27 protein-coding genes are annotated in these 23,954 nt (G+C 34.8%); 11 read left to right on the top strand and 16 right to left on the bottom strand.

Annotated features, from left to right (window positions below; genetic code table 11):
* Nucleotides 1-87: 87 nt before the first annotated feature.
* Complete coding sequence (locus OZD70_RS02750) at nt 88-609, top strand: Na+/H+ antiporter subunit E (protein ID WP_275020724.1); 522 nt, start codon at nt 88-90, stop codon at nt 607-609.
* Here the strand turns inward: OZD70_RS02750 and OZD70_RS02755 are convergent.
* The gene (locus tag OZD70_RS02755) at nt 602-1,018 is read right to left on the bottom strand and encodes a hypothetical protein (RefSeq protein ID WP_275020725.1); all 417 of its coding nucleotides are present in this window, start codon (nt 1,016-1,018) and stop codon (nt 602-604) included. The genes OZD70_RS02750 and OZD70_RS02755 overlap by 8 nt on opposite strands.
* A gap of 210 nt (nt 1,019-1,228) precedes the next feature.
* Here OZD70_RS02755 and purN point away from each other — a divergent pair, with 210 nt between their 5' ends.
* Nucleotides 1,229-1,795: a phosphoribosylglycinamide formyltransferase gene (purN, locus tag OZD70_RS02760; protein ID WP_275020727.1), complete on the top strand. Its 567-nt coding sequence runs from the start codon at nt 1,229-1,231 to the stop codon at nt 1,793-1,795.
* Nucleotides 1,796-1,797: 2 nt separating this feature from the next.
* Here purN and OZD70_RS02765 read toward each other — a convergent pair whose 3' ends face one another.
* From OZD70_RS02765 to ribF, 4 genes are read right to left on the bottom strand one after another with little or no spacing between them, the layout of a single operon-like run.
* Complete coding sequence (locus OZD70_RS02765) at nt 1,798-3,108, bottom strand: M16 family metallopeptidase (RefSeq protein ID WP_275020729.1); 1,311 nt, start codon at nt 3,106-3,108, stop codon at nt 1,798-1,800.
* Nucleotides 3,095-4,435, bottom strand: a complete 1,341-nt coding sequence (locus OZD70_RS02770; RefSeq protein ID WP_182183114.1) for a M16 family metallopeptidase — start codon at nt 4,433-4,435, stop codon at nt 3,095-3,097. The genes OZD70_RS02765 and OZD70_RS02770 overlap by 14 nt, the downstream gene beginning before the upstream one ends.
* 29 nt (nt 4,436-4,464) lie before the next feature.
* Nucleotides 4,465-4,941 carry a signal peptidase II gene (lspA, locus tag OZD70_RS02775; protein WP_182183116.1) on the bottom strand — a complete coding sequence of 159 codons (477 nt, stop codon included), beginning with the start codon at nt 4,939-4,941 and terminating at the stop codon, nt 4,465-4,467.
* Entirely contained in the window at nt 4,938-5,870 is a 933-nt protein-coding gene (ribF, locus tag OZD70_RS02780; RefSeq protein WP_275020732.1) for a riboflavin biosynthesis protein RibF, read from the bottom strand. Before ribF ends, lspA begins: the two co-directional genes overlap by 4 nt.
* A 68-nt stretch (nt 5,871-5,938) precedes the next feature.
* Between ribF and grxC the strand changes: the two genes are divergently transcribed.
* Nucleotides 5,939-6,277 carry a glutaredoxin 3 gene (grxC, locus tag OZD70_RS02785; RefSeq protein ID WP_182183119.1) on the top strand — a complete coding sequence of 113 codons (339 nt, stop codon included), beginning with the start codon at nt 5,939-5,941 and terminating at the stop codon, nt 6,275-6,277.
* A 115-nt stretch (nt 6,278-6,392) separates the two neighbouring features.
* On the top strand, nt 6,393-7,265 hold the full coding sequence (locus OZD70_RS02790) for a hypothetical protein (RefSeq protein ID WP_275020734.1): 873 nt from the start codon (nt 6,393-6,395) through the stop codon (nt 7,263-7,265).
* 709 nt (nt 7,266-7,974) lie between these two features.
* Here the strand turns inward: OZD70_RS02790 and OZD70_RS02795 are convergent.
* The 4 genes from OZD70_RS02795 to OZD70_RS02810 all read right to left on the bottom strand — a co-directional run bounded on the left by OZD70_RS02795 (nt 7,975) and on the right by OZD70_RS02810 (nt 10,547).
* A complete protein-coding gene (locus OZD70_RS02795) occupies nt 7,975-8,931 on the bottom strand; it encodes a beta-ketoacyl-ACP synthase III (protein ID WP_275020736.1) in 957 nt (318 codons plus the stop codon).
* Nucleotides 8,924-9,961 (bottom strand): phosphate acyltransferase PlsX, encoded by a 1,038-nt coding sequence (plsX, locus tag OZD70_RS02800; protein WP_182184185.1) that lies wholly within the window; start codon nt 9,959-9,961, stop codon nt 8,924-8,926. Before plsX ends, OZD70_RS02795 begins: the two co-directional genes overlap by 8 nt.
* Nucleotides 9,962-9,971: 10 nt before the next feature.
* The gene (gene rpmF, locus OZD70_RS02805; protein WP_182183126.1) at nt 9,972-10,154 is read right to left on the bottom strand and encodes a 50S ribosomal protein L32; all 183 of its coding nucleotides are present in this window, start codon (nt 10,152-10,154) and stop codon (nt 9,972-9,974) included.
* Nucleotides 10,155-10,400: 246 nt separating this feature from the next.
* Nucleotides 10,401-10,547 (bottom strand): hypothetical protein, encoded by a 147-nt coding sequence (locus OZD70_RS02810; RefSeq protein ID WP_275020737.1) that lies wholly within the window; start codon nt 10,545-10,547, stop codon nt 10,401-10,403.
* Nucleotides 10,548-10,840: 293 nt separating this feature from the next.
* Here OZD70_RS02810 and OZD70_RS02815 point away from each other — a divergent pair, with 293 nt between their 5' ends.
* From OZD70_RS02815 to OZD70_RS02835, 5 genes are all read left to right on the top strand, one after another.
* Entirely contained in the window at nt 10,841-11,623 is a 783-nt protein-coding gene (locus OZD70_RS02815; RefSeq protein ID WP_182183128.1) for an MlaE family ABC transporter permease, read from the top strand.
* Nucleotides 11,616-12,320 (top strand): ABC transporter ATP-binding protein, encoded by a 705-nt coding sequence (locus OZD70_RS02820; RefSeq protein WP_275020739.1) that lies wholly within the window; start codon nt 11,616-11,618, stop codon nt 12,318-12,320. The genes OZD70_RS02815 and OZD70_RS02820 overlap by 8 nt, the downstream gene beginning before the upstream one ends.
* A gap of 143 nt (nt 12,321-12,463) precedes the next feature.
* Nucleotides 12,464-12,961, top strand: a complete 498-nt coding sequence (locus tag OZD70_RS02825) for a hypothetical protein (protein WP_275020741.1) — start codon at nt 12,464-12,466, stop codon at nt 12,959-12,961.
* A gap of 73 nt (nt 12,962-13,034) precedes the next feature.
* A complete protein-coding gene (dxr, locus tag OZD70_RS02830; RefSeq protein ID WP_275020743.1) occupies nt 13,035-14,207 on the top strand; it encodes a 1-deoxy-D-xylulose-5-phosphate reductoisomerase in 1,173 nt (390 codons plus the stop codon).
* 156 nt (nt 14,208-14,363) lie between these two features.
* A complete protein-coding gene (locus OZD70_RS02835; protein WP_275020745.1) occupies nt 14,364-14,549 on the top strand; it encodes a hypothetical protein in 186 nt (61 codons plus the stop codon).
* Between the two features lie 77 nt (nt 14,550-14,626).
* Here OZD70_RS02835 and OZD70_RS02840 read toward each other — a convergent pair whose 3' ends face one another.
* Both OZD70_RS02840 and OZD70_RS02845 read right to left on the bottom strand, forming a co-directional pair.
* Nucleotides 14,627-15,538 carry a hypothetical protein gene (locus OZD70_RS02840; RefSeq protein WP_275020747.1) on the bottom strand — a complete coding sequence of 304 codons (912 nt, stop codon included), beginning with the start codon at nt 15,536-15,538 and terminating at the stop codon, nt 14,627-14,629.
* A gap of 80 nt (nt 15,539-15,618) precedes the next feature.
* Nucleotides 15,619-17,022 carry an NAD(P)H-dependent flavin oxidoreductase gene (locus OZD70_RS02845; protein ID WP_275020750.1) on the bottom strand — a complete coding sequence of 468 codons (1,404 nt, stop codon included), beginning with the start codon at nt 17,020-17,022 and terminating at the stop codon, nt 15,619-15,621.
* Nucleotides 17,023-17,188: 166 nt separating this feature from the next.
* Between OZD70_RS02845 and coaE the strand changes: the two genes are divergently transcribed.
* The gene (coaE, locus tag OZD70_RS02850; RefSeq protein ID WP_182183137.1) at nt 17,189-17,776 is read left to right on the top strand and encodes a dephospho-CoA kinase; all 588 of its coding nucleotides are present in this window, start codon (nt 17,189-17,191) and stop codon (nt 17,774-17,776) included.
* Between the two features lie 155 nt (nt 17,777-17,931).
* On the opposite strand, the gene OZD70_RS02855 is transcribed toward coaE, so the two are convergent.
* The gene (locus tag OZD70_RS02855) at nt 17,932-19,110 is read right to left on the bottom strand and encodes a ribonuclease D (RefSeq protein ID WP_275020752.1); all 1,179 of its coding nucleotides are present in this window, start codon (nt 19,108-19,110) and stop codon (nt 17,932-17,934) included.
* Nucleotides 19,111-19,241: 131 nt separating this feature from the next.
* Complete coding sequence (locus OZD70_RS02860) at nt 19,242-19,952, bottom strand: class II aldolase/adducin family protein (protein ID WP_275020754.1); 711 nt, start codon at nt 19,950-19,952, stop codon at nt 19,242-19,244.
* A gap of 279 nt (nt 19,953-20,231) precedes the next feature.
* On the opposite strand from OZD70_RS02860, the gene OZD70_RS02865 reads away from it, so the two are divergent.
* Entirely contained in the window at nt 20,232-20,849 is a 618-nt protein-coding gene (locus OZD70_RS02865) for an AAA family ATPase (RefSeq protein ID WP_375138150.1), read from the top strand.
* A gap of 1 nt (nt 20,850) precedes the next feature.
* Here OZD70_RS02865 and tsaB read toward each other — a convergent pair whose 3' ends face one another.
* The 3 genes from tsaB to OZD70_RS02880 all read right to left on the bottom strand — a co-directional run bounded on the left by tsaB (nt 20,851) and on the right by OZD70_RS02880 (nt 23,838).
* Nucleotides 20,851-21,453, bottom strand: coding sequence for a tRNA (adenosine(37)-N6)-threonylcarbamoyltransferase complex dimerization subunit type 1 TsaB (tsaB, locus tag OZD70_RS02870; RefSeq protein WP_182183142.1), 603 nt, complete (start codon nt 21,451-21,453; stop codon nt 20,851-20,853).
* The gene (locus OZD70_RS02875; protein WP_275020769.1) at nt 21,453-22,583 is read right to left on the bottom strand and encodes a cation:dicarboxylate symporter family transporter; all 1,131 of its coding nucleotides are present in this window, start codon (nt 22,581-22,583) and stop codon (nt 21,453-21,455) included. The genes tsaB and OZD70_RS02875 overlap by 1 nt, the downstream gene beginning before the upstream one ends.
* Nucleotides 22,584-22,848: 265 nt before the next feature.
* Complete coding sequence (locus OZD70_RS02880; protein WP_182183143.1) at nt 22,849-23,838, bottom strand: ribonucleotide-diphosphate reductase subunit beta; 990 nt, start codon at nt 23,836-23,838, stop codon at nt 22,849-22,851.
* Between the last annotated feature and the right edge of the window lie 116 nt (nt 23,839-23,954).

Genomic DNA, 23,954 nt, shown 5'->3' on the forward strand with positions numbered 1-23,954 from the left:
TCTTTAAGCTTCAATATATTACAGAGTTTTTAACTTAATTCATAATATATCTTTCCTTAAAAAATCATTTAAGTTATACTGCAAACCATGAACCTTAGGCAAAAAATCAAGTTTTTTTCTCTATCATTTTTAATTTTATTTTCTCTATGGACTGTATTGTCTGGTTGTTTTGAGTCATTTTTTATTTTTTGTGGAGTGTTTTCCTCTATATTCACATTATTTATCTTTAGAAGGTTGATAAACGCTGAAAGAGCTCTTAGCCAGATTTTAAATGGTACGAGTAGACTGTCGTTTTATAAGTTAGTAAGTTATATACCATGGTTAATGTACCAAATCATTTTATCAAGTGTTTATGTAACAAAAAAGGTGCTACAACTCAAATCTAAGCTTGAGCCAATCATTATCCTAAAAAAATGCAAAGGGCATAATGATGAAAGCATTGCGTTATTTGCCAATTCGGTTACAATCACTCCTGGAACTTTAACTATCAATGTTGAAAGCAAGCAGAAAACATATTTCTCTACCATGTATCTGATAGATAAAGATCTTGAAAGCGGCATTTCTGAAATAGAAAATAAAATCTTAAAAATACTACGTTCAGTTAAGTAATTGCTTTAAATAAGCTAACAGCATCCTTATATTCCCTTACAAGACTTTCAAGCATCTCTTTTGGAAGGCTATTGTTAACAATAGAACATAAATAATTATATAAATCTTCTAACTTTAGTATGTTATTTCTCTTCTTGCTGTTGAATTTATACGGAAAAATACCTTCCATAACTTCAATAGTAGTAGCCTTGTTTAAAAATACATTTTCACTTGTCACGCTTATTCTTCCTAAAACAGTGTTAATTTCAGGTTCGTCATTTGTATAAAAATCTGATAGCTTAGTTATTCTAACAACGTATAAAGTTACTATTTTTGATAAGCAATTATCAGCATATTCACAATTTTTTATTACCTCCCACTGAGTAACCTGAGATTTACCTATTTTTGCATTGTTCGGTAATTTACTCATTCAACTTTCTCCGTTTAATCCAGTAGATAGATTATACTAATACTTTGTTAAATAAATGATAACGCAATCATAAAAATATATATTCATAATGACATGTTATATAAAATAGTACGATATCCAAACATTAAAGTTGATTTAGGCTAGCTACGCTCTGAAATAGCTTTACTTTTTGAGTTATTTTGTTAACATTCACCAAATCAATTGCACAAAATGAAAAAGGTGAAACTTGGGATACTAATTTCAGGCAGGGGATCAAATATGCAGGCCTTGATAGAGGCATGTCAAAATCGTAATTTTCCTGCAGAAGTTGTGTGCGCTATCACAAATAATAGCGAAGCTGCTGGCCTAAAAATAGCAGAACAAGCAGGAGTGCCAGCGTTTATTGTTAGAGATAAACCACTTGATGCTGATAAAATTCACGAAATATTTGTTCAACATAAGGTTGATTTAATTTGCCTTGCAGGGTTTATGAGAATCCTGCAAGCTAATTTTCTCAGTAAATGGAATAACAAGGTAATAAATATTCATCCCTCTCTACTTCCGTCCTTTAAGGGCCTAAATGCTCAAGAGCAAGCTCTAAAAGCAGGAGTAAAAATCGCAGGCTGTACTGTACATTACGTCACTCCTGAAATTGATGCTGGAGCCATAATTGCTCAAGTTGCTGTGCCAGTGTTACCAGCTGATGATATTCAAAGCCTCTCAGAACGCATTCTAGCTGAGGAGCATAAGTGTTATGCAGAAGCAGTAAGATCAATAGCAGAAAATATTAATTATTGACCTTAAGTGTTTTTTCCAACTTCAACAAAAAATAAATTTTCGGGTTCCAGTAAAGAGCTTGCCAGTTCGTTTACTTTCTCTAATTTAACGTCATTAATATAGCTCACAAAATCATTTATATGGTTAATATCGCGGTTGTTTGTCTGAATATTATTTAGTTTTGCAACTATGTTGTTATTATTAAACATAGAGAAAACATGGGAATTTACCATACTAATTTTTGTATCCCGAAACAACTGCTCATCAATTCCTTCCTTTTTTATCCTGCTAAATGTATCTTTTACCGCTGATATTGATTGACTGGCAGTAGAACTATCAGTACTAAGACTTCCAATCATAATGTTCCCATGTTTATTGAGAATAATACTCGCATAAACACCATAAGTAATGCCTAAGTTTTGCCTCAGTTCTTTCATTAATATTGAATTCAGCCCCATGCTGCCAAGCGCATTAATCAAGATTTGAGCATTATAGTAGTCTGGATCTTCATAAGCTATGCCTTTTTGAGCAAAAAGTATCACACTTTGTGGTATATCCATAAAAATGTTTTTATTCTCTGCAGGACCAAAATCATTTTCCACAGGTATTTTTCTAACTTTTGATCTTTTTGACGGCAATTTAGATAAATATTTATCTAATAATGTAATAATTTCTTCTTTTTTTGCACAACCAGCAACACTGATAACTATGTTATCTTTAGTAAAATTACGTTTTATGTACGTTAGAACATCATCTCTGGTAATGCTCATTATAGTGTCAACAGTACCATATTTGCTTCTTGAGTAGGGGTGCTTTTTAAACAATAACGTATTCAATTCTTCTCGGGCAACAAAAAAAGGATTTTTTTCAAGATTATTAAAATCAACTTTGGCTTTCTCGAAAACTCTATTCAACCCTTCAGAGTCAACTTTAGGACGTATTATAGCGTCGCTTAGTAACGAAATTGCATCCTCTAGATTCTCAGACAAAGTATTTAATGAAACCCTAAATGCTTCTAAACCAGCAATAAAATTTAAACTAATCCCTTTATCTTCAAGCTTTTTCGCAAAATCTCTGGCATCATTTTTTCCTGCCCCTTCTTGAATTATAAGAGAAGTAAACCAATCTAGTCCCTGTTTTTCCGAATTTTCATACACATAACCTGCATCTTTGAATGAGATATTTATCGAAACTTTTGGTAAGTCATAGCTTTCAACAAATAGAAACTTAAATCCTTTACGGGTAGTGACCTCCTCTATATTTAAGTTACCACTTGCTTGTAAATTAAAGCTTAGACAGAAAAAAAGTAGAAATACAAGTTTACTTATCTTCATTATTACCTCCTTTTGGTAGCAAACGACCGACTAATTTATTAGCAGAAAAAATAGCACGGATTTTATTATTTACATCCTTCAGATTGACATTATTGATTTTGCTATATGAAATATCTATTTCATCAAGTGGAATACCAAGCGCTAAGTGTGAGCCATAAAAAAATGCTATACTATTTAAACTGGATAAATTATCAAACTGTGCTGCCTTGTACCTATACTTCGAGTTTTGCAATTCCTCGCTTGTTATTCCTGTGGACATAAAATTATTAATAGAATTTTCTAATTCTCTTTCAACAGCACCTAAATTAACCCCACTTTTTGGAATGACCTGAATATCAATATAGCCATCACTAAAAGTTAAACTATTGTAATAAGCAGATACTGATACTGCCACATCTTTATCTAAAACCAAATCTTTATACAGTTTGCTGGATTTGCCGCCACCTAAAATGTCAACCGCTAAATGAGCAGCAGAGGTTTCACTTGTGTGCTTAAATAAAGAAACACGATAACGAAAATATAAAACTGGTTCTTTTACTTCAGTGCTCTCTAAAATCACCGATAAACCTGCATTATGCACTGGATCCTGATTTGGGTAATGTCTCATTACAGGCTTAGCTTTAATTTCGCCATATTTTTCTTCTGCTAATTTCACTACTTCATCAAGTTCCACATCACCCACAATCAGTAATATTGCATTGCCGGGGTGATAATAGTTATCATGAAACCTCGTTATGTCATCCTGATTGTAAGTTGTGATATCGCTCTCCCAGCCAATAACAGACCTGCCATAGCCAGTACGGTAAAATGCACTATCCATTTCTTCCCATAACAAAGCGTGAGGATGATTATCAAATCTCATCTTCCTCTCTTCCAGTACAATGTTTTTTTCTCTTTCTATTTTATCTTGAGTAACATTAAAATTGCCCATTCTGTCTGCTTCAACTTCCATTGCCAGTGGTAAGTCATTTTTAAGGACTAATTCGTAGTAACAGGTATATTCCTTAGTAGTAAACGCATTAAACTGGGCCCCAATGCTACTCATAGTGGCTTCTATATCTGTGAACTTCCCTGTAGTTTCAAACATTAAATGTTCAAAGTAGTGAGCCAATCCTGCTTTGCCAATTGGATCATCCATTCCCCCAACTTTGTATATTACTGCATGTAAAACGGCTGGAATCCGGTGATTATGAACAACATAGACATCTAGTCCGTTACTGAGTTTAGCATGTTTTATGTCGTGCTCTATGCTCAAAGCCTTCAAAGAAATTGGGTAAGTAAAAAAGAGTGCAGGTAGTATAAGAAAACTAAAAAACTTATGAAGCATTATTTCGACCTAATATAAAAACAATTATTTTATTCCTCATTTTGTTTAGAAATAAACATATCGTATATATACCACTTATATAACAATGTGAACATTCCACAAACTATAGATAAATCCGCTAAATTAAAAGCTGGCCAATACCAATCATCAATATGAAAATATATGAAATCATACACAGCTCCCCAATAAATCCTATCAACTACGTTTCCGATTGCTCCACCAATCATCAGAGAAAACCCAAGGTAAGTTAACTGATCATCAGACTTGTATATCAAGCATGCAAGTATACCAATTATTAGTATTGAAAATGCTGAAAAAAAGAAACCGCCATGCGGTAAAGCGCTACACATTCCAAAACTAATGCCTGAATTCCAAACTTCAACTAGCTTTATAAAGCTAGCGATCTCAATTGATTCTCCCTCATCAATCAATGAGTTTATGTACAATTTGCTCGTTTGGTCAATCAATACTATAATTAATATAACAATTAAGCATAACTTTTTCATAAATTTGCCTTTAACCTATAAACTTTAAGTATATCATAATTTATCTGTTTTGTTAACTCCTCAATACTATGGAATTTTTTTTCTGACCTTATGAATTTTAAAAGTTGTATATTAACTTTATGATTATATACGTCTTCATCAAAATCGAATATGTGCATTTCTATTATAGGCTTTTTCAGATCCTTAAATGTAGGTCTCATACCAATATTGACTACTCCATATAACCAATTTGGGTTATTATAAGAAAACATCACTTTAGCGTAATATGTACCAAATTTTGGTTTTATCATGCAATCTTCTATAGGAATATTTATGGTTGGGAATCCTATTTCTCTACCTCTACACGCACCCTTTGTCACAACACCAGAAACTTGACAAGGTCTACCAAGTAATTTATTAGCAATTTCTATTTCGCCCCTTTTTACATACTCTCTGATTGAAGAAGAAGAGCAAATTTTGCCGTCAATTATTAATGGCTCTAATTTAGTCAAAGAGTATCCATATGTTTCAGAATATTTCTCTAGAGTTAATATATCACCCAATCGTTTATGACCAAAAGTGCAATTTTCTCCGACAATTATGTGTTTAGCGCCATATTTATCTATTAAAATCTCACTGATAAAGTTATCGCAGCTAACCTCAGAAAAACCTCTACTAAAATTAATAATATACAAGTAATCTATACCATAGCTGCTGATTAGTTCCTTTTTTTGTTCTTGGTCTATTAACCTAAAATTGCTTCTACCAAATAAAACAGTTGATGGGTGAGGCTCAAAAGTTAAAACTGCAGAGGGTAATCCTCTTTCTTGTGCTACCTTCTTTAGAGTGGAAATTGCAAATTCATGTCCTAAATGAATGCCATCGAAATTTCCGAAGGTTAGTGCTATATTATTTTCTATCCCTTGCTCACAATTATAAATAATTTTCATACAATTTGATGTTTTTACATGTTTCTTATATATAATAACTATATTTTAGTAAGCTATGGAGATAAATTGTGAAAAATGTTGTGATATATGTAAAGAAGGGCTGTCCATACTGCATAAAGGCAAAGGATTTACTAGATAGAAAAGGTGTGGAATATGAAGAAATCGATGTGCTCAAAAACTCAGATCTATTTAACGACATAAAATCAAAGTATAACGTTAGAACAGTTCCACAGATCTTTATTAACGATAAGCACATTGGGGGGTGTGACAAATTGATGGATCTTGAAAAAGAAGAAAAGTTGGATGATATGCTAAATAATAATGACAGTTACATTGATGTCACAACCTACACAAGTAACAATGACGAATATGAAGAAGGCGTTGTACTACACGATGATTTTATGTAACTTTTTATCTTGTTTTGTTGTGTAATACCCAAATGAAAACTAGTATGCTCACTTTAAACAATTCTTAATGAATTAAAAATACAATTCATTTAGTAAGTTTTTTTAGTGGGAAAAAATGACAAAAAATATTTCAATTATTAGCAGAAACTTAATTAGTATCGAATTAGTTAACAAACAAGATTTAGAGAATTTCATCAAGATTTTTACAGTGCTTGGTAAACATATAGCAGCTAAAACACTTTTTACAGAAGAAGTGAGAATAGAGTATAAACAGCACAACGGCAAAGAAGTTGTTGAATTGCTAAAAGATACAGACTTTACATATCATGAAGTTGAAAATGTATTGAACCACCTGAGTAAACATGGAATGAAGGTGCCCAGCAGTGTTATAGCACACACCCTTTTTGCTGCATACAATCACGCACTTGAATCTAAGAATGTAGCATTTTCTTTTTCTGAAGGCTCTCCACAATTTAACATCAGAGTGAGTAAGAACACCTTCATAATAACTCCTATGAGTGAAGAAAATTTGGAATTAAATTCACAAAGTAGCAGGACATTAATAGAGTCGTTACAGAGCAAAAAAAATATTTATGATTGTATAGTAGAAGAAAATACCATTAAAGTTATAGTGCATTCTGAAATACATCAAGCTATAAATTTGATTATAAAATCACTGATAAAGTCTCGCCTTTTAGCAAAAGAGGAAGAAGGAAAATTCAAAGAGAAATTGAGACAACTTGCTTTTAAAGATCAAGCTTTTGTTGAGTATTCCAGTATCAAAACCATCAGTAGGTATCCACATAATCATCCTCTGAGAAAGCATGAAAGTATTACTAAGGACATAGAAAATATTTTATGTGATTTCATAACAAATGAGAATAGCGAGTTTGCTATAGAGCAGTTAAATAAGCTGAGCTCAGCAGTTTCTCCGGATACTCCAAGAATCATCACTAAAACTATAGATAAACTTGTTAAATTTCATTAAGGTATACGAGGGCCAATAGACTTCTTGTATACCTTCTGTCATCCAAGTAGCAAAGCTACTTGGTTCTTTTTTTGGTTCCAGCACTATATACATAGCTGTACAAACATTGTAGCCGCTATTCAAGTAGCCCGCAGAAACGAAAAAACTTACTTGACAAACTCCACCAGCCCCCTTATCATGATAGTGAAGGTATTCAGTTATCTTCATCTGTGCAGATTAAACAGCAAGAAAACAACGTAGTTGGCGTCTTATTTTTAATTTTTTGCACTATGTGCACCTTATGTCTTCACAACATTTCTGGGTTTTTACCTACATAAGCTGAAACCCGCTTATAAGTCGTTTAAGACAGTATAGTACGCCAATTTGCAGGATTAGAGAGTGACAACTAGCTAATGCGGGGTTTCTTTTGCTTTTTTTTCTGCTTAGTAAATTTCTTAAACATTTTAGCTAAGGTGAGTTGCACTTAAAAGCAGCTAAATTGCAGTGTTCAAGACTTAAAAAAACGCCAATACAGAAAATAGACAATGACCAGGGCTTCTTTTGCCTTTTTTTCGTTTGGTAAATTTCTTAATGTTTATAGCTAAAAGAGCCCAAGAGAGGTGTCATTCCAGTGTCAAGCACTGGAATGACATCATAGGGGCACTGCCCACTTGTGGCCCAAACTACAACGTTCGTACAGTTGTGGGTAACAGGAGGTAATGCAAGGAATCTAATAGCGCAGCAACACGGAACCCCATGTGAAACCTGCACCTATTGCAATCAGCAGTACCAGATTTCCTGATTTTATTTTTGATTCTTGTATTGCATAGTCTAAAGCTAGTGGAATTGACGCTGCTGAGGTGTTTGCATGCTTATCAACGGTATTAATCACTTTCTCTATAGGGAGATCTAACTTCTTTACTACTGCTTCAATAATACGAATATTTGCTTGATGGGGAATTAGCCAGTCAATATCAGTGATTTTCAAATTATTGCATCTTAGTGTTTCCTCTACTGAGGCTGTTAACTTATCCACTGCATGTTTAAACACTTCTCTTCCATTCATGCATATTTTTCCAGAATCACCAGTAGAGGATACCCCTCCGTTCGTACATAGTATATCTACGTTGCCATCAGAGTATAAGTTTGTTGATATGATGCCACTTCTACCAATTTCTGATTTCATCACCACTGCACCAGCACCATCACCAAAGAGTACACAAGTTGACCTATCTTCCCAGTCAACAACCCTAGACATTATTTCAGCACCTATAACCAATGCATATTTAATTCTATCGTTAGATTTTATAAGCGAATCAGCAACTGTAACTGCATATATAAAACCAGAGCATACTGCTTGTACATCAAAAGCAAATGCATTTTTACATTTTAACTTACTTTGTACAATCGTTGCACAGCTAGGCAAAGTTTTATCAGGCGTTGTTGTTGCAACTATAATCAAGTCAATTTCATCTACTGAAATTTTAGCTTTTTCTATAGCACTTTTTGCTGCATTTACAGCTAGATCTGACGTTAATTCTCCTTCATCTGCTATATGCCTTTGAACTATTCCTGTCCTCTGCCTTATCCATTCATCGCTCGTCTCAACTATCGATGCAATTTCGTTGTTACTCAACATTTTTCTTGGTAGGTAAGATCCAGTGCTTAATATGAAACTTTTATTCAATATGACTTACCCCATTAATTATCTTTTGATTTAAATTTTCACTAATTGCATTTACTGCAAATTTTATAGCATGAGCAAAAGAAATAGCATCAGAATTTCCATGACTTTTAATGATGATACCATTCAGCCCTAAAAACATAGCTCCACTTTTAATTTTGGGATTAAAACGCGTTAATGCTTTATTTAGTTTAGATTTTAACAATATACCAATAAGCATTTTCGCTATCCACGAGTTGAATACTTCCTGCTTTATTAGATTGATAAAAGTATTAGCGGTTGCCTCAGCTGTTTTGAGCATTACATTGCCAACAAAACCATCAGCAACAATCACATCTATATTGCCCTCTAAAAATTCACTTGCCTCTATATACCCTTTGAAATTAATGCCTGGAGCGTTTTTAAGCAACTCAAAAGCGCCGCGCACTGAGTCATTACCTTTAACTTCTTCTGTACCGATATTTAGCAAAGCAACCTCAGGATTGTCAATTTTTAGCGCTACTTTTGCAAATATACTTCCCATTAATGCAAACTGGAATAACGAATCGGCATTACAATCGACATTTGCACCAAGGTCAAGCAAAGCAAAGCTTTTTGTCTTAGTTGGACAGATAGAGACAATAGCAGGACGATAAATATTTGGTAATGTTCCTAAAATAAATCTAGAAATTGCCATCAACGCCCCGGTGTTGCCTGAAGATACCACTCCGAAAGCTTTACCTTCTTCCACTGCAACAATTGCAGCTTTCATACTTGAGTCTTTACGATGTCTCAGCGCAAAAGATGGCTTATCATTTGCAAGGACATTGTCAGAACAATGAGTAAACTCAGAATTGTTACTTACTTTTTTATATTTCAAAAGCAAAGGAGATACTTTTTCCTTATCTCCATAAATATGAAAAAGAACTTTAATGTCTGGGTCAACAAGATTATCCAAAAAAAAGCCAGCACCCTGAATTACGGAAAGAGGCGCAAAATCGCCCCCCATAGCGTCAAGTGCAATCACTATGTGATTATTGACCGTAGGTAACATATCATAATAGTCATTCTGCCTGTTGCTTAATGAAAACTCGTTTTCCTTTGTAACTGCCATCGACTGCTACATTGTGAGGCAACATGAATTCCCCAGTTGCTGAACATACCACAATATTCTTGGGCTCAATAGCATGATGAGAACGATGCATATTACGCCTTGACTTTGACTTTTTTCTTTTTGGAACTGCCAAAACTTCCTCCATTCTACTACAAAATTCAATTCATTAGTAACATGTTTTTTACAAGAAGTAAACAGGGATAATAAAATAAGTAAGGTCTGTTTATATAATTTAAGTTATAAATCCTTCTTGCGAAGCTTGCAATTTATACAAACATTTGCTTTTGCAGGCAGTCCATTAAATTCTGGAGTCAATTTTACCTCAAGCACAATGGTGTCATCCGAGTAGCTTGACTACTTGAATCCAGAAAACTTAATTTCAACCAAATAATAAAGACTGGATTCCAGTGTCAAGCACTGGAATGACACCATTATAGAGTGAACCAGTGTTAAGTACTGCCTTTGTGTTTGCAAAGCTGTACGAACATTGTGATTTGAGAGCAATCTCCACTAGAGAGGATGTCATCCCAGTGCTTGACACTGGGATCCAGCTAAGTTGGTAAGCATAAAAGTAGCCGTTTTATGTTAAAATACACCGTTTTGATGATTATGAAAAGGCTAGATTCCAGCGTCACGCGCTGGAATGACATCATTTGCTATGCAAATTGCTTTTAGAAAGATAAACGTTCGTATAGTTGTGTGCGGTATAAGGTAAAGTTACGTTAGCTATTGAACTTAAAACATATCTCAGCTATACTTTGCGATAAAGTTAATAAAAATTTTAATAAAATCAGTAACTCTAGCTAAAACGAATACAAAGTGAGCTTTTTTGATATAAATAGTGTTAGAATAATTGGTAGGTACTTTATCAATTTTTTGTTAAGGCTTGGTAGTGCATTCATATTTTTTATTCAATCTCTATACCACTGCTTTGTGCCGCCATATTATTTTAGCAACGTAGCAAGACAAATTATAGAGATAGGCTTTTTCTCTCTGCCAATTGTTGGGCTCACTGGAGTTTTCATAGGAGCGGCAATAGTTTTACAAAGCAGTTTGAGTGACTCATTAATTAACCAAGAGCAGATAATACCCAAACTTGTTACGATCACTATCATTAAAGAGTTAGGACCAGTTTTGATCAGCTTAATAATGGTAGGAAAGGTTGGATCATCAATTGCGGCAGAAATTGGTACAATGCGCATCACCGAGCAAATAGATGCCCTTACAACTTTGAACATCAACCCTTTCAAATATTTAATTGCACCGAGAGTTTTGGCATCAGTTATAGTATTTCCTATACTTACAATATGTGCAGATCTAATAGGAATATTTGGAGGGTATGTCACTGCAGTCTTCGAATTTAACCACAATCTAAATATATACATTAAATACACAGCTCAATTCTTTAATATGTACGATTTTATTGTTGGGCTAATAAAAGCAATTGCTTTTGGCGCCATAATTTCTGTCTCAAGTTGCTATTACGGTTACCATTGTAAAGAAGGTGCACGAGGAGTAGGTGTTGCTACAACATCAACTGTTGTCTTATCGTCCATACTGATCATTTTAGCAAACTACATGATTACTTTGATACATGCGTAACCCCATAATATCAATATTGAACTTAAGCTTATCTTTTGATGATAGGACAGTATTAAAAGATCTAAGTTTCGATATATTAAAAGGGGAATCATTAGTCATACTTGGCGGCTCAGGAAGCGGCAAATCTGTACTAACAAAAACAATTATCGGCTTGCTTGCTCCAGACTCAGGGTCTGTTAAAAAAAATAGTAAAAGCAAAAATAAATTTGGTGTTTTATTTCAAAATTCCGCTTTATTTGACTACGTTACAGTGTGGGAAAATATATCTTTTAATTATAAAAAGCGCTTTAATATCAGCAAAAAGGAGGCAAAACAGCTAGCAATCGAGAAGTTAAATGATGTTGGACTGGAGGAAAGCATAGCAGATATGTTTCCAATAGAGCTATCAGGTGGAATGAAAAAAAGAGTAGCACTTGCAAGGGCGATTGCACACAATCCAGAAATCATCATATTAGATGAGCCAACTTCAGGATTGGACCCGATTATGTCAGATATAGTAAACGAGATAATAGTAAAATTATCTAGAGATCTTAACCCTACAATTATCACGATTACACATGATATTCATAGCGCATTTAAAATAGCTGATAAAATAGCAGTGTTATATGAAGGGGAGATCATTTCCCATGGAACTGTTCAGGAAATACAAAATACTAATAACGAATATATAAAGAAATTCATTCGTTATATAAGGTAGCAGACATTGGAATTCGGATTTTTTTCAAACTGGGTCCTATATAAGATGACAGAAATTGTTTGTATTAGCTATATTCAAAAGCCCTATTGATATTTTGCAATATTTGTGATAAAATAATAGCTTAAGGTTGAGAATAAAAATTTATGAGTGAAGCTCAGGGGCCAAATATTGCAGAATGGCAAGCGCAGCAGCAACACCAAGAAGCCGCTGGTGAGAAAAGTGGTTTTGGTCTTGGTCATAGTGACTCTGTTTCAACAGTCGTGGATGGAATGAAATGGTTGTTCAACTTTCATGAAGGGGCGATTGCTGCTTATAGTAACGTGTTTGAAGGTTTGGTAAGTGGCAGTAGTTTAGTAACACTGTTTGGAAAATCAGGTAATATGTTTGGCATAAAATTTCTTGAAAGCCTTGCAGAACATTTTTCAGGTGGAGGTGGGGAAGATATGCCATCAGAAGGAATGGATATGGCTCATGGTGATGAGGGACCTCACTCAGATGATTACCCTCATGCCAATAATGAAATGGCTCATAATGCTGATGGTTTGCAAGACATGCATGATGCAGGTGATCACCATGGTCAATCTTTTTCACCTGGTCCTTCACCATCTGTTGGCGATGACCACGGACCTGAACTTGGTTAAACGCTTAAAAACTGCTGAATAGTATGCGAGAAGACCTAATAAGAAAAGTTGCTATTGTTGTGAGTTTGTCTTAGTGAAAAAGGTTTCAGTTTTAGGATCAACAGGAAGTGTTGGAAAAAAGACTGTAGATTTGCTCTCAAAGAGAAAAGAAGAATACCAAGTGGAAGCACTAAGTGCCCATTCAGACTTTGCTCTACTGGCACACCAAGCAAAACTGCTGAATGCAAAATACGTTGCTATCTCCGATGAAAGGTTTTACAAAGATTTAAGAGAAAACCTAGTTGGTACGGATGTAAAAATAGCAATTGGTGCTGAAGGTCTAGTAAATGTTGCTTCCCTACCCGTTGATCTCTCAGTTATCGCAATAGTTGGTATTGCAGGCCTTGGGCCAGTTATAGAAGTCATAGAAAGTGGCACTAAAGTCATTGCACTAGCGAACAAAGAAAGCATTGTTTGCGGTGGAAAGTTATTACTCAAAAAAGCTAAAGAAAAAAACGTACAAATAATCCCTATCGACTCTGAACACAACGCAATTTTTCAAGTTTTGCAAAATGACGACAAATGCGTAGAAAAAATCATACTTACTGCTTCTGGTGGACCATTCTTAAACTATAGTTCTGAGCAATTAAGAAATGTCATGGTAGATCAGGCGCTTAGTCACCCCACTTGGAATATGGGAAAGAAAATCTCGATTGATAGTGCAACAATGATGAATAAGGCACTAGAGATAATAGAAGCACATAACTTGTTTAATATCAGTCCGAGTAAAATTGAAGCAGTAGTGCATCCTGAGTCAATAGTACATGGAATTGTAGTCTATCAGGATGGTTTCAACTTTGCTGTGCTTGCAGAAAATGACATGGCAATTCTTATTTCATATGCTTTGTCTTGGCCAGAAAGATCAGCTTTAAATCGTAAATTAGATTTAACAAAGCAAGGAAAGTTGACCTTTCAAGAACCAGACCATAAGCGTTTTCCTGCGCTAAAGCTTAGCATGGCAGTGTTAAACTCTTCTGCTCCACAAACAAACAGTATTGTGCTCAATGCTGCAAATGAAATAGCTGTTAATGAATTTTTGAAGTCACGAATTGGCTTTTTAAAAATAGTAGAGATAGTGGAATCAACAATGGAAAGTTTTGATAGTTACACTGATATTAATTCACTATCTGATATAATAAATATTGATTGTGAAAGTCGTATTATTGCCAATAAAATCGTTGAAAGTAAAGTTGTTGCGTATAGCTAGAGTAATGTAACCGGACTTATAGCGCTGACATTAGCCAACGGAGAAACAGAGCTTTTTGATCGAGACTTTGGAAGATATCAGTAAAGCTTATGTATTAAATAGCCGCAATAAGGTAGATAAGCCTAAACGCCATCATGTCTTTAGGAGAGTTTGCTAATGAAGGTTCTTAAGTTGACGCCATTGACTGTTCTCCCTCGCCATACCGTCATGGTATCTCTAGATCCCGCTAACAAGCAGCAGGATGACAGTTGTCAGGCTAGCCTGTCATCCCAGTGGCCAGACAATGGGATCCAGAAAAGTTTGCTTGCAAGCAAGCAAACTAGCATAGAAAGTGGTTGTTAAAACACAACGTTTTCGATGAGATTATATGGAAAACTGGATTCCAGTGTCAAGCACTGGAATGACACCATTTGCTGTCTTCAAAAATGAATGTTCGTACAGCTATATCCATGATCTTCAGAATGTTGTCCCGCATTAGAATGAGAAAACGTCCCACCAGGTTCGATGTCATGATAAGAAGGAGCAGTTGGAGAGTAAGGAGGTGGTGAATCATAATCTCCATAACCACGCCCTTGTCCAAGATAGCTTCTTACCGCTTCTTTAGCCTTCTCAATATTATCTGACTCTTTCCCATGTTTCATATGAAAAGCCACACCACCAGTAAAACATACAAGAGAGTTGACGCCAAGGACAGCTAAACCCCACGTTGGTAAGACTGGGTAAAACACGCAAGCTATCAAAGCTGCTAAAGAAATAGCGCCAACCGCAAATTCTATATTTCTGAATGTTTTAAGTTTTTTATCGAGATAATCTATTTTTTCTTCTTTTCTAGCCGCTTTTCTGCTGCTGTTATACCAAAAACACATACCAGCATGGAAAGCAACACACACAACTGCAGCTACCATACCTAAAGCTAATAGCTTTCTACTGTCTTCTGAGTCTTTTTTCTTATCTTCTCTGCTTTGATGGCTACCACTACTGAAACCAGGGTTATTTATAACTGTAGTATGACCACCAAACAGGCTGCGAAGTAGTAAATAATCCCAAAAATCTAAACCTCTACCATTATGTACATGTACGTGTGTAACCTGAGGCCTGTAGGTTGCGTTATTCCCTGCGTTATATTGATTATTTCTGCTTTCTGTATTGTGTCTATTAGTTGAGTTTAGACGTGTAAATTCTTCATACGCATTTTTAAAATTCTCCTCACTCCAATTTGTGGTGTTTTGCATATTACGAAATTGTAAAAACTCTTTAACATCACTGTTACCACCTGATTTCTTTATATAGGCTAACGCATACCTTTTTAAAACACTATCACTTGCTACCATAAATACTCTCTTAAGTTAAGACTAAATTAATAAATACTTATTATAACAAAGTAACGTCTTCTTGTCAAATCAACCATAACTTAATACCCAATCAATATCCTTTCCACCAGTTCTTTTATTGTCGGTACATAGCCATTCTCATAAAATGGGTCTTGCTTAAATTTGTACACATTGTGACCGGAAAACATGAGTTCGTTTTCAATATCGCCGTCATGTATAATGTTTTGCAGTGTTTTTTGTATACAAAAACTTCGTGGATCTGGCTTTCGTCCCGTTGAATGGTCGCCGTGATCCTTCCAATTGCTAAACAAACAATGACTTAAGCATCCCATACAATTGATTTGATCTTGTCTTATCTCTGCAAATTTGCCTGGTGTCACAAAAATAACAGTTGTATCTGGAGTTTTCATTGCTTCTGTATACCCTGCTTTAGTCCATGTATTTGCCAGCTCTTTGTCTTTTGAAGTAAGGTAGATCTTCCTACCTCTGCTACCCATTGCAAATTCACTACTGAATTCTTTGCTGGCATTTTCTGAAAATTTTATTTGACGTAAGTTTCTCTCCTGTAACTCACGGATGAAGTTATTTTTTACTGCAGATGAGTAAAACCCTGTTGGACTGAATTTATTTAAAAATACATCACCTTCTTCTAAAGTGAGTAGCTTCTTTTTCCACTCTGCAGAAATTGGGCTTTCTTTCGTCAAAAGTGGACGAGTGCCAAACTGAAAAGCTATAGGGCCAATTTGCAAATTGTTAAGCGAATGTTCCCAATCTTTCAAATGCCACACTCCTCCTGCCATAACAATTGGTGTTTCTGAAAGACCGATCTCGTTCATGAAAGATCTAAGCTCTGCAACTCTTTCAAATGGAGCTTGTGGTAGCCCTGGGTCTTCACTGTTACTGAGTCCATTGTGCCCTCCAGCAAGCCATGGATCTTCATACACTACTCCACCAAGCAAATAGGAAGATATTCTTTGGTAAGTACGCTTCCATAATGCTTTAAAAGCACGCACCGATGAGACAATAGGGTAATAATAAACCTGATATTTAGCTGCAATTTCTCCAAGCCTATAAGGCATACCAGCACCGCAGGTAATACCATGAACTAAGCCTTTTGCTTTTTCTAATATGCCATGAAGCACGCGTTCTGCTGCTCCCATCTCCCAAAGCACATTCATATGTATTCTTCCATGACCTTTTGATATTTCATTCGCTATTTTTGCCTGACTGATTCCAGCTTTAATACTATACTCAATCAATTCACTGTGTTTTTCATTTCTTGTTTTACCTTTGTAAATCAGCGGCACTAACTCACCATTATCATCAATAAGCTTAGCATTTGCACCAGAAAACGTACCCACAGCATCTGCTGCAGCAAATGCTCCACTTGACCTTCCATCACTGATTGCGATGCCTTTGCCGCCCTCGATGATTGGCCACACTTCCTTTCCTGAAATTACTATCTTTTTTATCTTATTTTTCAAAACTTCCTCGCAATCTTTCACTCTATTTTACTTAATTACTAAAAAAATAATAGCTGTTTATTTTTTCTTATATCATCAGAGCCTCTGCATAGCCAAATTTGGGTTTTGAGTAGACACAGCAGCTACTGTAATATAGTTTCGAAAGAAGTCTAATGTATTTTGCTATATGATCATAGGTCTAACGGGCGGAATTGGGGTAGGAAAGAGCTTTGTAGCTAATTGCTTTCAAGAGTTTGGTGCTGCTGTGTTTGATGCTGATTCTGTTGTACACCAACTTTATAAAGTGGATAAAAGCATAATAAGTTATGCAGAAAAAAATTTTCCTGGAGTGGTAGTAAATGGTGAAATAGGTAGAACAGTACTGTCTAAATATTTCTTAGCCTACGATGAAAATTGGAAACAATTTCAATCTTTGGTTCACTCTGCTGTGCTGCGTGAATTAGAATTTTTTATTGCCAAGGAAAAAAAGATCGATAGAAAGCTTTTAGTTTTAGATGTGCCACTTCTATTAGAAACAAAATTTCATTCATACTGTGACCTTATTATTTTTATCTATGCAGATAGCGTTGTGCAAGCTCAAAGACTTAACGAACGCAACATAGATAAAGAAAAGCTAAATTTAATCTTCAATGTTCAGTTATCTATTGAGGAGAAAAGGAAGATGAGTGGCTTTATTATCGACACCAGTGTAAGCAAAGAGTATGTTTTTTCTCAAGTAAAAGATATAGTGGATTCATTAAACCTCAACACGTAGCTCTACTTCATACCACCGTAGTATCTCTTGGCCGCTAACAAGCAGCGGGATGACGAGGTTATCTTCATACTGCCGCGAACCGCCATACCGCCGCGGTATCTCTAGATCCCCCTAACAAGCAGCGAAATGACGATTGTCGATAAATCTAAGTTACTTTAGCAACAATTATTCTCCACCAAATTACTCCGAATTTTAGTTGTATTATTTGCGGATTTCACTGCTAAAATCTCAAATTTTGAGCTTGTGTTCAGAAATAATTCGATTGACCTGCCAAAAAAATCGTATCTCCACCCCTTGAATAGTTTATCTATCTGCCCAGATATTGACCCGGTTAATTCATCTTTTGAAGAAACTAATTTCCTTGATATATTACTTTCTTTACATTTACTATCTAAAATAGTTGAGAGTATATCGAACACAGATTTGTCATAATTATTCGGTAAGATGCTGTTTTGCTGCATCCAATTTTTTTCATTTTCATTAAAAATATTTACAAGCTCTAGTAAATCTGCATCTTTTATATTTTTTGCATTCCTCTTGAGATTATCTAAAATCTCATCAACATGCTCTACATTTTTTTCAATAAAACCAGCTATGACAGCATTATTAATTACTTTATTACGATTCATATTATAGCGCTGTGCTAAGGTCTCTTGCCATTCACTAACTGCTTTAACAGTTAATACCAATCTTGGATTTGCTTCATAATTAAATTTAATTCTCTTCCATGCATCTTTTGGACTATGTAAATACTTATTTATATTAACTATTGATTCCATCTCTTCTTGAAACCAGCCCATTCTATTATTTTCTTCAAGTTTATTGCACAATATTTGGTATAAGTAATATAGGTGTACCACGTCGTTTATTGCATAGTCTAACTGATCCTTGGACAACGGACGCCTTAACCAATCTGAATTTTTAGCTTTAATTTTATCCAGCACTACTCCTTGATATTGCTCTACTACTTTTGAGTAACCAATAAAGTCATGATAATAATGACAAAACATAGCGGCAACTTGGGTATCAAAAATGGGAGTGGGAATACATTTAAACACAGTGAGTAAGGATTCTATATCCTGCCGGCAGCTATGAAACACTTTGGTTATCCCCTGATTTAGCATTATTTTTTTAATGAATGATAAATCAATTTCTGGCACTAATGCGTCTACAATAAAACTCTTCTCTCCGTAAGAAATTTGAATTAACGATAATTTTGGGTAGTAGGTTAAATTATTTCTAATGAACTCCGTATCAACTGCTATAAATTTCGGCTTTTTTGCTATTAATTCTTCACACGTATTTTCCAGCTCTGATGTTGTACTAATTAGCATATATTTTTCACTTGGCGGTTCTACTTTTTCTGGGTAAGGTCACACTTTAACCTCTCTAAATTTGCTCACAACCTCTTAACTTGACGCATAGGACTCCCTACTTGGATGACAGATAGTAGTGCAAAAGCCTCTTACAACTTACTTTTAATTAGTCTAACCCATGCGTGCCAATCCCTCTCACCAAAATTGCTTTCAAAAGATAGGAGATCCTTTACAGCTTTTGAGCAAATTTCTTCACTTGGAATTGATAACTCCCTATTCATTGCTAACGTTAAACATTGAGTTTTGCACGCTCGTTCTAAATGATACGTGTAAAACATTGCTTCTTGTATAGTCCGACCACACGTTATAGATCCATGATTGCGCATTAACATGACAAAATTTTCTTTCAGATCAGCTGTTAACCTCTTTCCTTCTGTATTGCTAAGTGCTAGGGAATTATAATTATAGTAAGAGATTTTATTGTAAAAGTGCAGTGCCCATTGACTTATTGGAAGCAGTCCATCTTTTAGAGAAGAAACTGCTACAATAGAAGGTGTATGCAGGTGAAAAATTGCTTGAATGTCTTTCCTTGCTTGATAAACAAAACCATGAATTATATAGCCAGTTTTATTATATTGATATTCTGTACCCTCAATCACATTTCCATCTAGTGATACTCTCATCAATGAATTTTCATTCACTTCGTCAAAGCGTATACCAAATGGGTAAATATAAAACGACTTTTGATCTTCAGAACGTACCGAGAGGTGAGTATATGTATGATCATCCAGTTTAAGGTAAGACAAAATCTGATAGGCATAGACTAGATCCCTTTTTACTCTGCTCTTTGTTAACAACACAATCCTCTGTTAGAATCTTCTGAAGATTTATACACGAAAAAAGGCTTATAGTAAACTAATAAGTCTATGCTACTCTGTCTTGCTTTCTGAATATCAAACACTTTTGTGTTGTAGCTTGCTTAAAAACAGTTATCGTTATTATAGAGTTTATATACAGAATTTATGTTTCTAAATTGCATAATATCTTAACTATAAAAGTAATTTTCCATGTAATGTTTCATATGTTTTAAAGCTTTATTTTTATGTTATTATAAATGTAAGTTCAAGATTGAAAATAATATGGTAAGTATTAACACAAAAAAACAGCCAGTAGGATTCTTCATATATCTCTCTGGTCTTCCGGGAAGTGGTAAACTTTCCACAGCAATAGAATTATCCAATATGATAGACGCATTAATTGTAAATAGTAAGTTCTATAACAATGTTCAAGTTTGCTCTATATACAATGGTGTCTTTGAACGTGATCAAATACCTAAAGAAGTTCAAGATAGAATATATGGCATTATGCAAATTATGTTTCAGGCAATAGAAAATTATCCGATTCACTCAAAAAATTACATATTTATTGATGAGTTGATGGAAAATAATGACCAGAACATGAGGATGTATGATTCAACAGTAAGACTTAGTAAAAAAATGAACACAGAAATCCTTCCTGTGGTACTTAGGTGTGATCTACCGACATTACAAAAGCGTATTGCATTAAAAAGGCAAAGAAAAAATAGGAAGGTGACTAATGTAAATAGCATGATAGAGCAATTTAGGATTAACAATTTATTTATACCACCGAGTGCCATAGAGATAGAAAATTCAGATATGAGTATAAAAGAAGTAGCTCAAGAGATAGTAAACCAGATGCACAAGCTTAGCCAAATTAGCATGTACGCGAAAGAATAGTCTATAATGATTTCATATACTGAGGCTCATTTAAATATAGAGCCTCAACCTCATTTAATTTTTGCTTGTTCTTCAGTCTATAATGAACTAATAGTCCTGCATGGCTAGCATTTAAATTGCAATCCATATGTGTAATGCAGTCACTGCTTGTAGCGTGACACTTGGATCCAGGGTCACGTGCTGCAGTTGGACCAGATAGCGGCAATAAATTGAAATCAAATAACTGCGTATAAAACCCTTGAGCATTTTTGATTATAGCTCTGATATTTTTTTTGCTATTCGTACAAAGCAAAGATATTGTGTAAGCTTGAACTTCCAGCGCACTAACTCCGTATAATGGCTTATTTGTAGCAAGATTTATACCTTGTGCTGCTGATATACCAACTCTAATTCCAGTGAAACTTCCTGGTCCAACTACCACCGCTAAATGATCTATTTTATCATAATTATAATTGTGCTTATCAAATAAAGTATTCAGAATTTGAAAAAATGATTCTACATGATTGTTGCTGGCGGAATTGCGCTCTACAAAACAATTACCATCATAATCAACTATTGCTATTGAACTACCAGTACCTACAGTATCAATCGCTAAAATAGACATTACTTAAGCTTATCATAGAGTTTTGTAAACATCATAGTAAAGGCACCATTACCCATAACATTTGCTGAAGTGATTATTGGATCAAACACTATATACAAGGCTGTGATTAACGAAAGCATTTCTGGAGAAAATTTGAGGTGTTTCTCAAGAATAGGTAGCATTACCATAATTCCTCCTGCCGGCACTGCAACGATAGCAAACTTAAATAACAAAAAATAGAGAAGAAAAGTTACATAGTCCGTTGTGGACAATAAATAACCAGAAGTAATTACCATTGATAATATTATAACAAAAAAGCAATCACCTACTAAATGAAAGCTAGCAGTTATTGGTACAACAGACGATGCTATATCAGGTTGCTTTACATTTTTTTTGCTTCCTTCAAGAGTAAGTGGCATAGTTGCATTACTAGACATTGTGCTCATCGCAGTAATAAATGCCGGTATCATATTGCCTATACTAGCTATCCAGCTTGTGATCTTGAATGAATTTGCTGCTCCATATAAGAGGAAAACATAAAGGTAGGTTGCAGATGCTATAATAATGAAAATTATTGAGTAATCCTTAAATATTATAGATAAAACTTGATCATGCTGCATTTTTAAAGCAAGCCCAAGTACAAATATTGGAATAATCGGCGTCAAAAATGTCTTCAAGATAAAGAGAGTTAAATCTAACATTTTGTTCGAAAGCTCTTTGCTTTTCTTAGGTAGCAGTATAGACACTACTATGCTGGACACAAATCCACAAGCGAGAGCATGAAAGTTAGAAAGGAGTAGCGGAAGCCTAAACGACCATAAAGGAACAATTGTTTCTTCATACGTTATATCTTGTATTGAATAAGTGTTTTGTATGATAAAATGCCCAACAGAATAAGCTATTAAACTTGAAGCCAGATTCGATAAGAAGATCATTATAATAAGTAACAATATGAACTTTATAGCTGACTGCTTAAGATTGTTAACACTGCTAAAGATTAACGCAAAAATAATAAAAGGCATTATAAATAGCAAAACCTCTTTTATACTCAGGCTCGTTGAGTACAAGAAGGTTTTTGCTTCCATTGGAACTAAATGACCAAAGAATGCAACTGAAGTGATGACCGTGAGTAAGATTAATAGTTGTAGCACGTTCTTATATACCAATGTCCTGTGGACATATATATGGTAAGTTAGTTGTTAAGTAAAGCAAAACTGTCTAAACTGCTGTGGAACACTATGAAAAACCAGCTGCTTTTGTTACTCTAGTGCATACTGCACGAATATTGTCTATCAGACCCCAGTGCCTTGACTACTTCGATCCAGGAAAATTGATTATGCACTATACAACATTCTCGATCAAAAAACTGATTCCAGTGTCAGCTACTTGCATGACAAGGAAGAGTGAAATTAGCACTCACCTATTACTCGTGTCGTTTTCAGTAAAAGCCTCCTCCCATGTGCCTTGAGTTGCTGCACGACTATACTCTGTTACTCTATTTTCAAAGAAATTCGTATGTTCAACGCCATTTAGTATTTCATCGAGCCATGGAATAGGATTATTATTGACATCATATATAGACTCAAGACCTAATTGCATTAACCGTCTGTTTGCTACGTAGCGTATGTAATTACGCACTTCTTCTGCGGATAGTCCTTCAACATCTCCTAAATCAAAGGCAAGCTTTATGAATTCGTCCTCAAGCTCAACAATAGTGCGGCATGCAGAATATAATTCCTCTTTAAACTCGTTGTCCCAAATTTCATTATTCTCTTTAATAAATGTATTAAATAACATAATAATTGAATTGGTGTGCAAAGTTTCATCACGAGCTGACCAGGCGATTATCTGCCCCATGCCTTTCATTTTTCCAAAGCGTTGGAAATTGAGCAAAATTGCAAACGATGCAAATAACTGCAACCCCTCAGTAAATGCACCAAACACTGCTAGAGTTTTAGCTACATGTTTTTTATCGTGTTTTTTGCTTTCCTCAAATTCTAGCATGTATTCATATTTCTTTCTCATAGCATCATACTTTAAAAATGCTTGATACTCGCTTTCTGGCATGCCAATTGTGTCTAAAAGATAAGAATAAGCTGCAATGTGTATGGTTTCCATATTGGAAAAACTTGCAAGCATCATGCATATTTCTGTTGGCTTAAATATATTTGAATAATGTCTCATGTAGCAGTTATTTACTTCAATGTCCGCTTGAGTAAAGAATCTAAAAATCTGAGTTAGTAGATTTTTCTCTACGTTTGAAAGTTTAGTTTTCCAATCCTTCACGTCATCAGCAAGCGGAACTTCCTCAGGTATCCAATGGATTCTTTGTTGCTGCAGCCACGCATCATACGCCCAAGGGTAATTAAAAGGTTTGTATATTGGATCTGCTTCTAACAATGACATAAGACACCTGTTATTTTCTAAAGTAAATATTATATTAAATGATATTGAGAATCAGTCAATTTAACTTTTTGAAATTTGACGGTAGGTAATTTATTAGTGTATTATAGCTTCAAGTA

Source organism: Wolbachia endosymbiont of Drosophila tsacasi, assembly GCF_028982115.1.
GTDB classification, from domain to species: Bacteria; Pseudomonadota; Alphaproteobacteria; order Rickettsiales; family Anaplasmataceae; genus Wolbachia; species Wolbachia pipientis_B.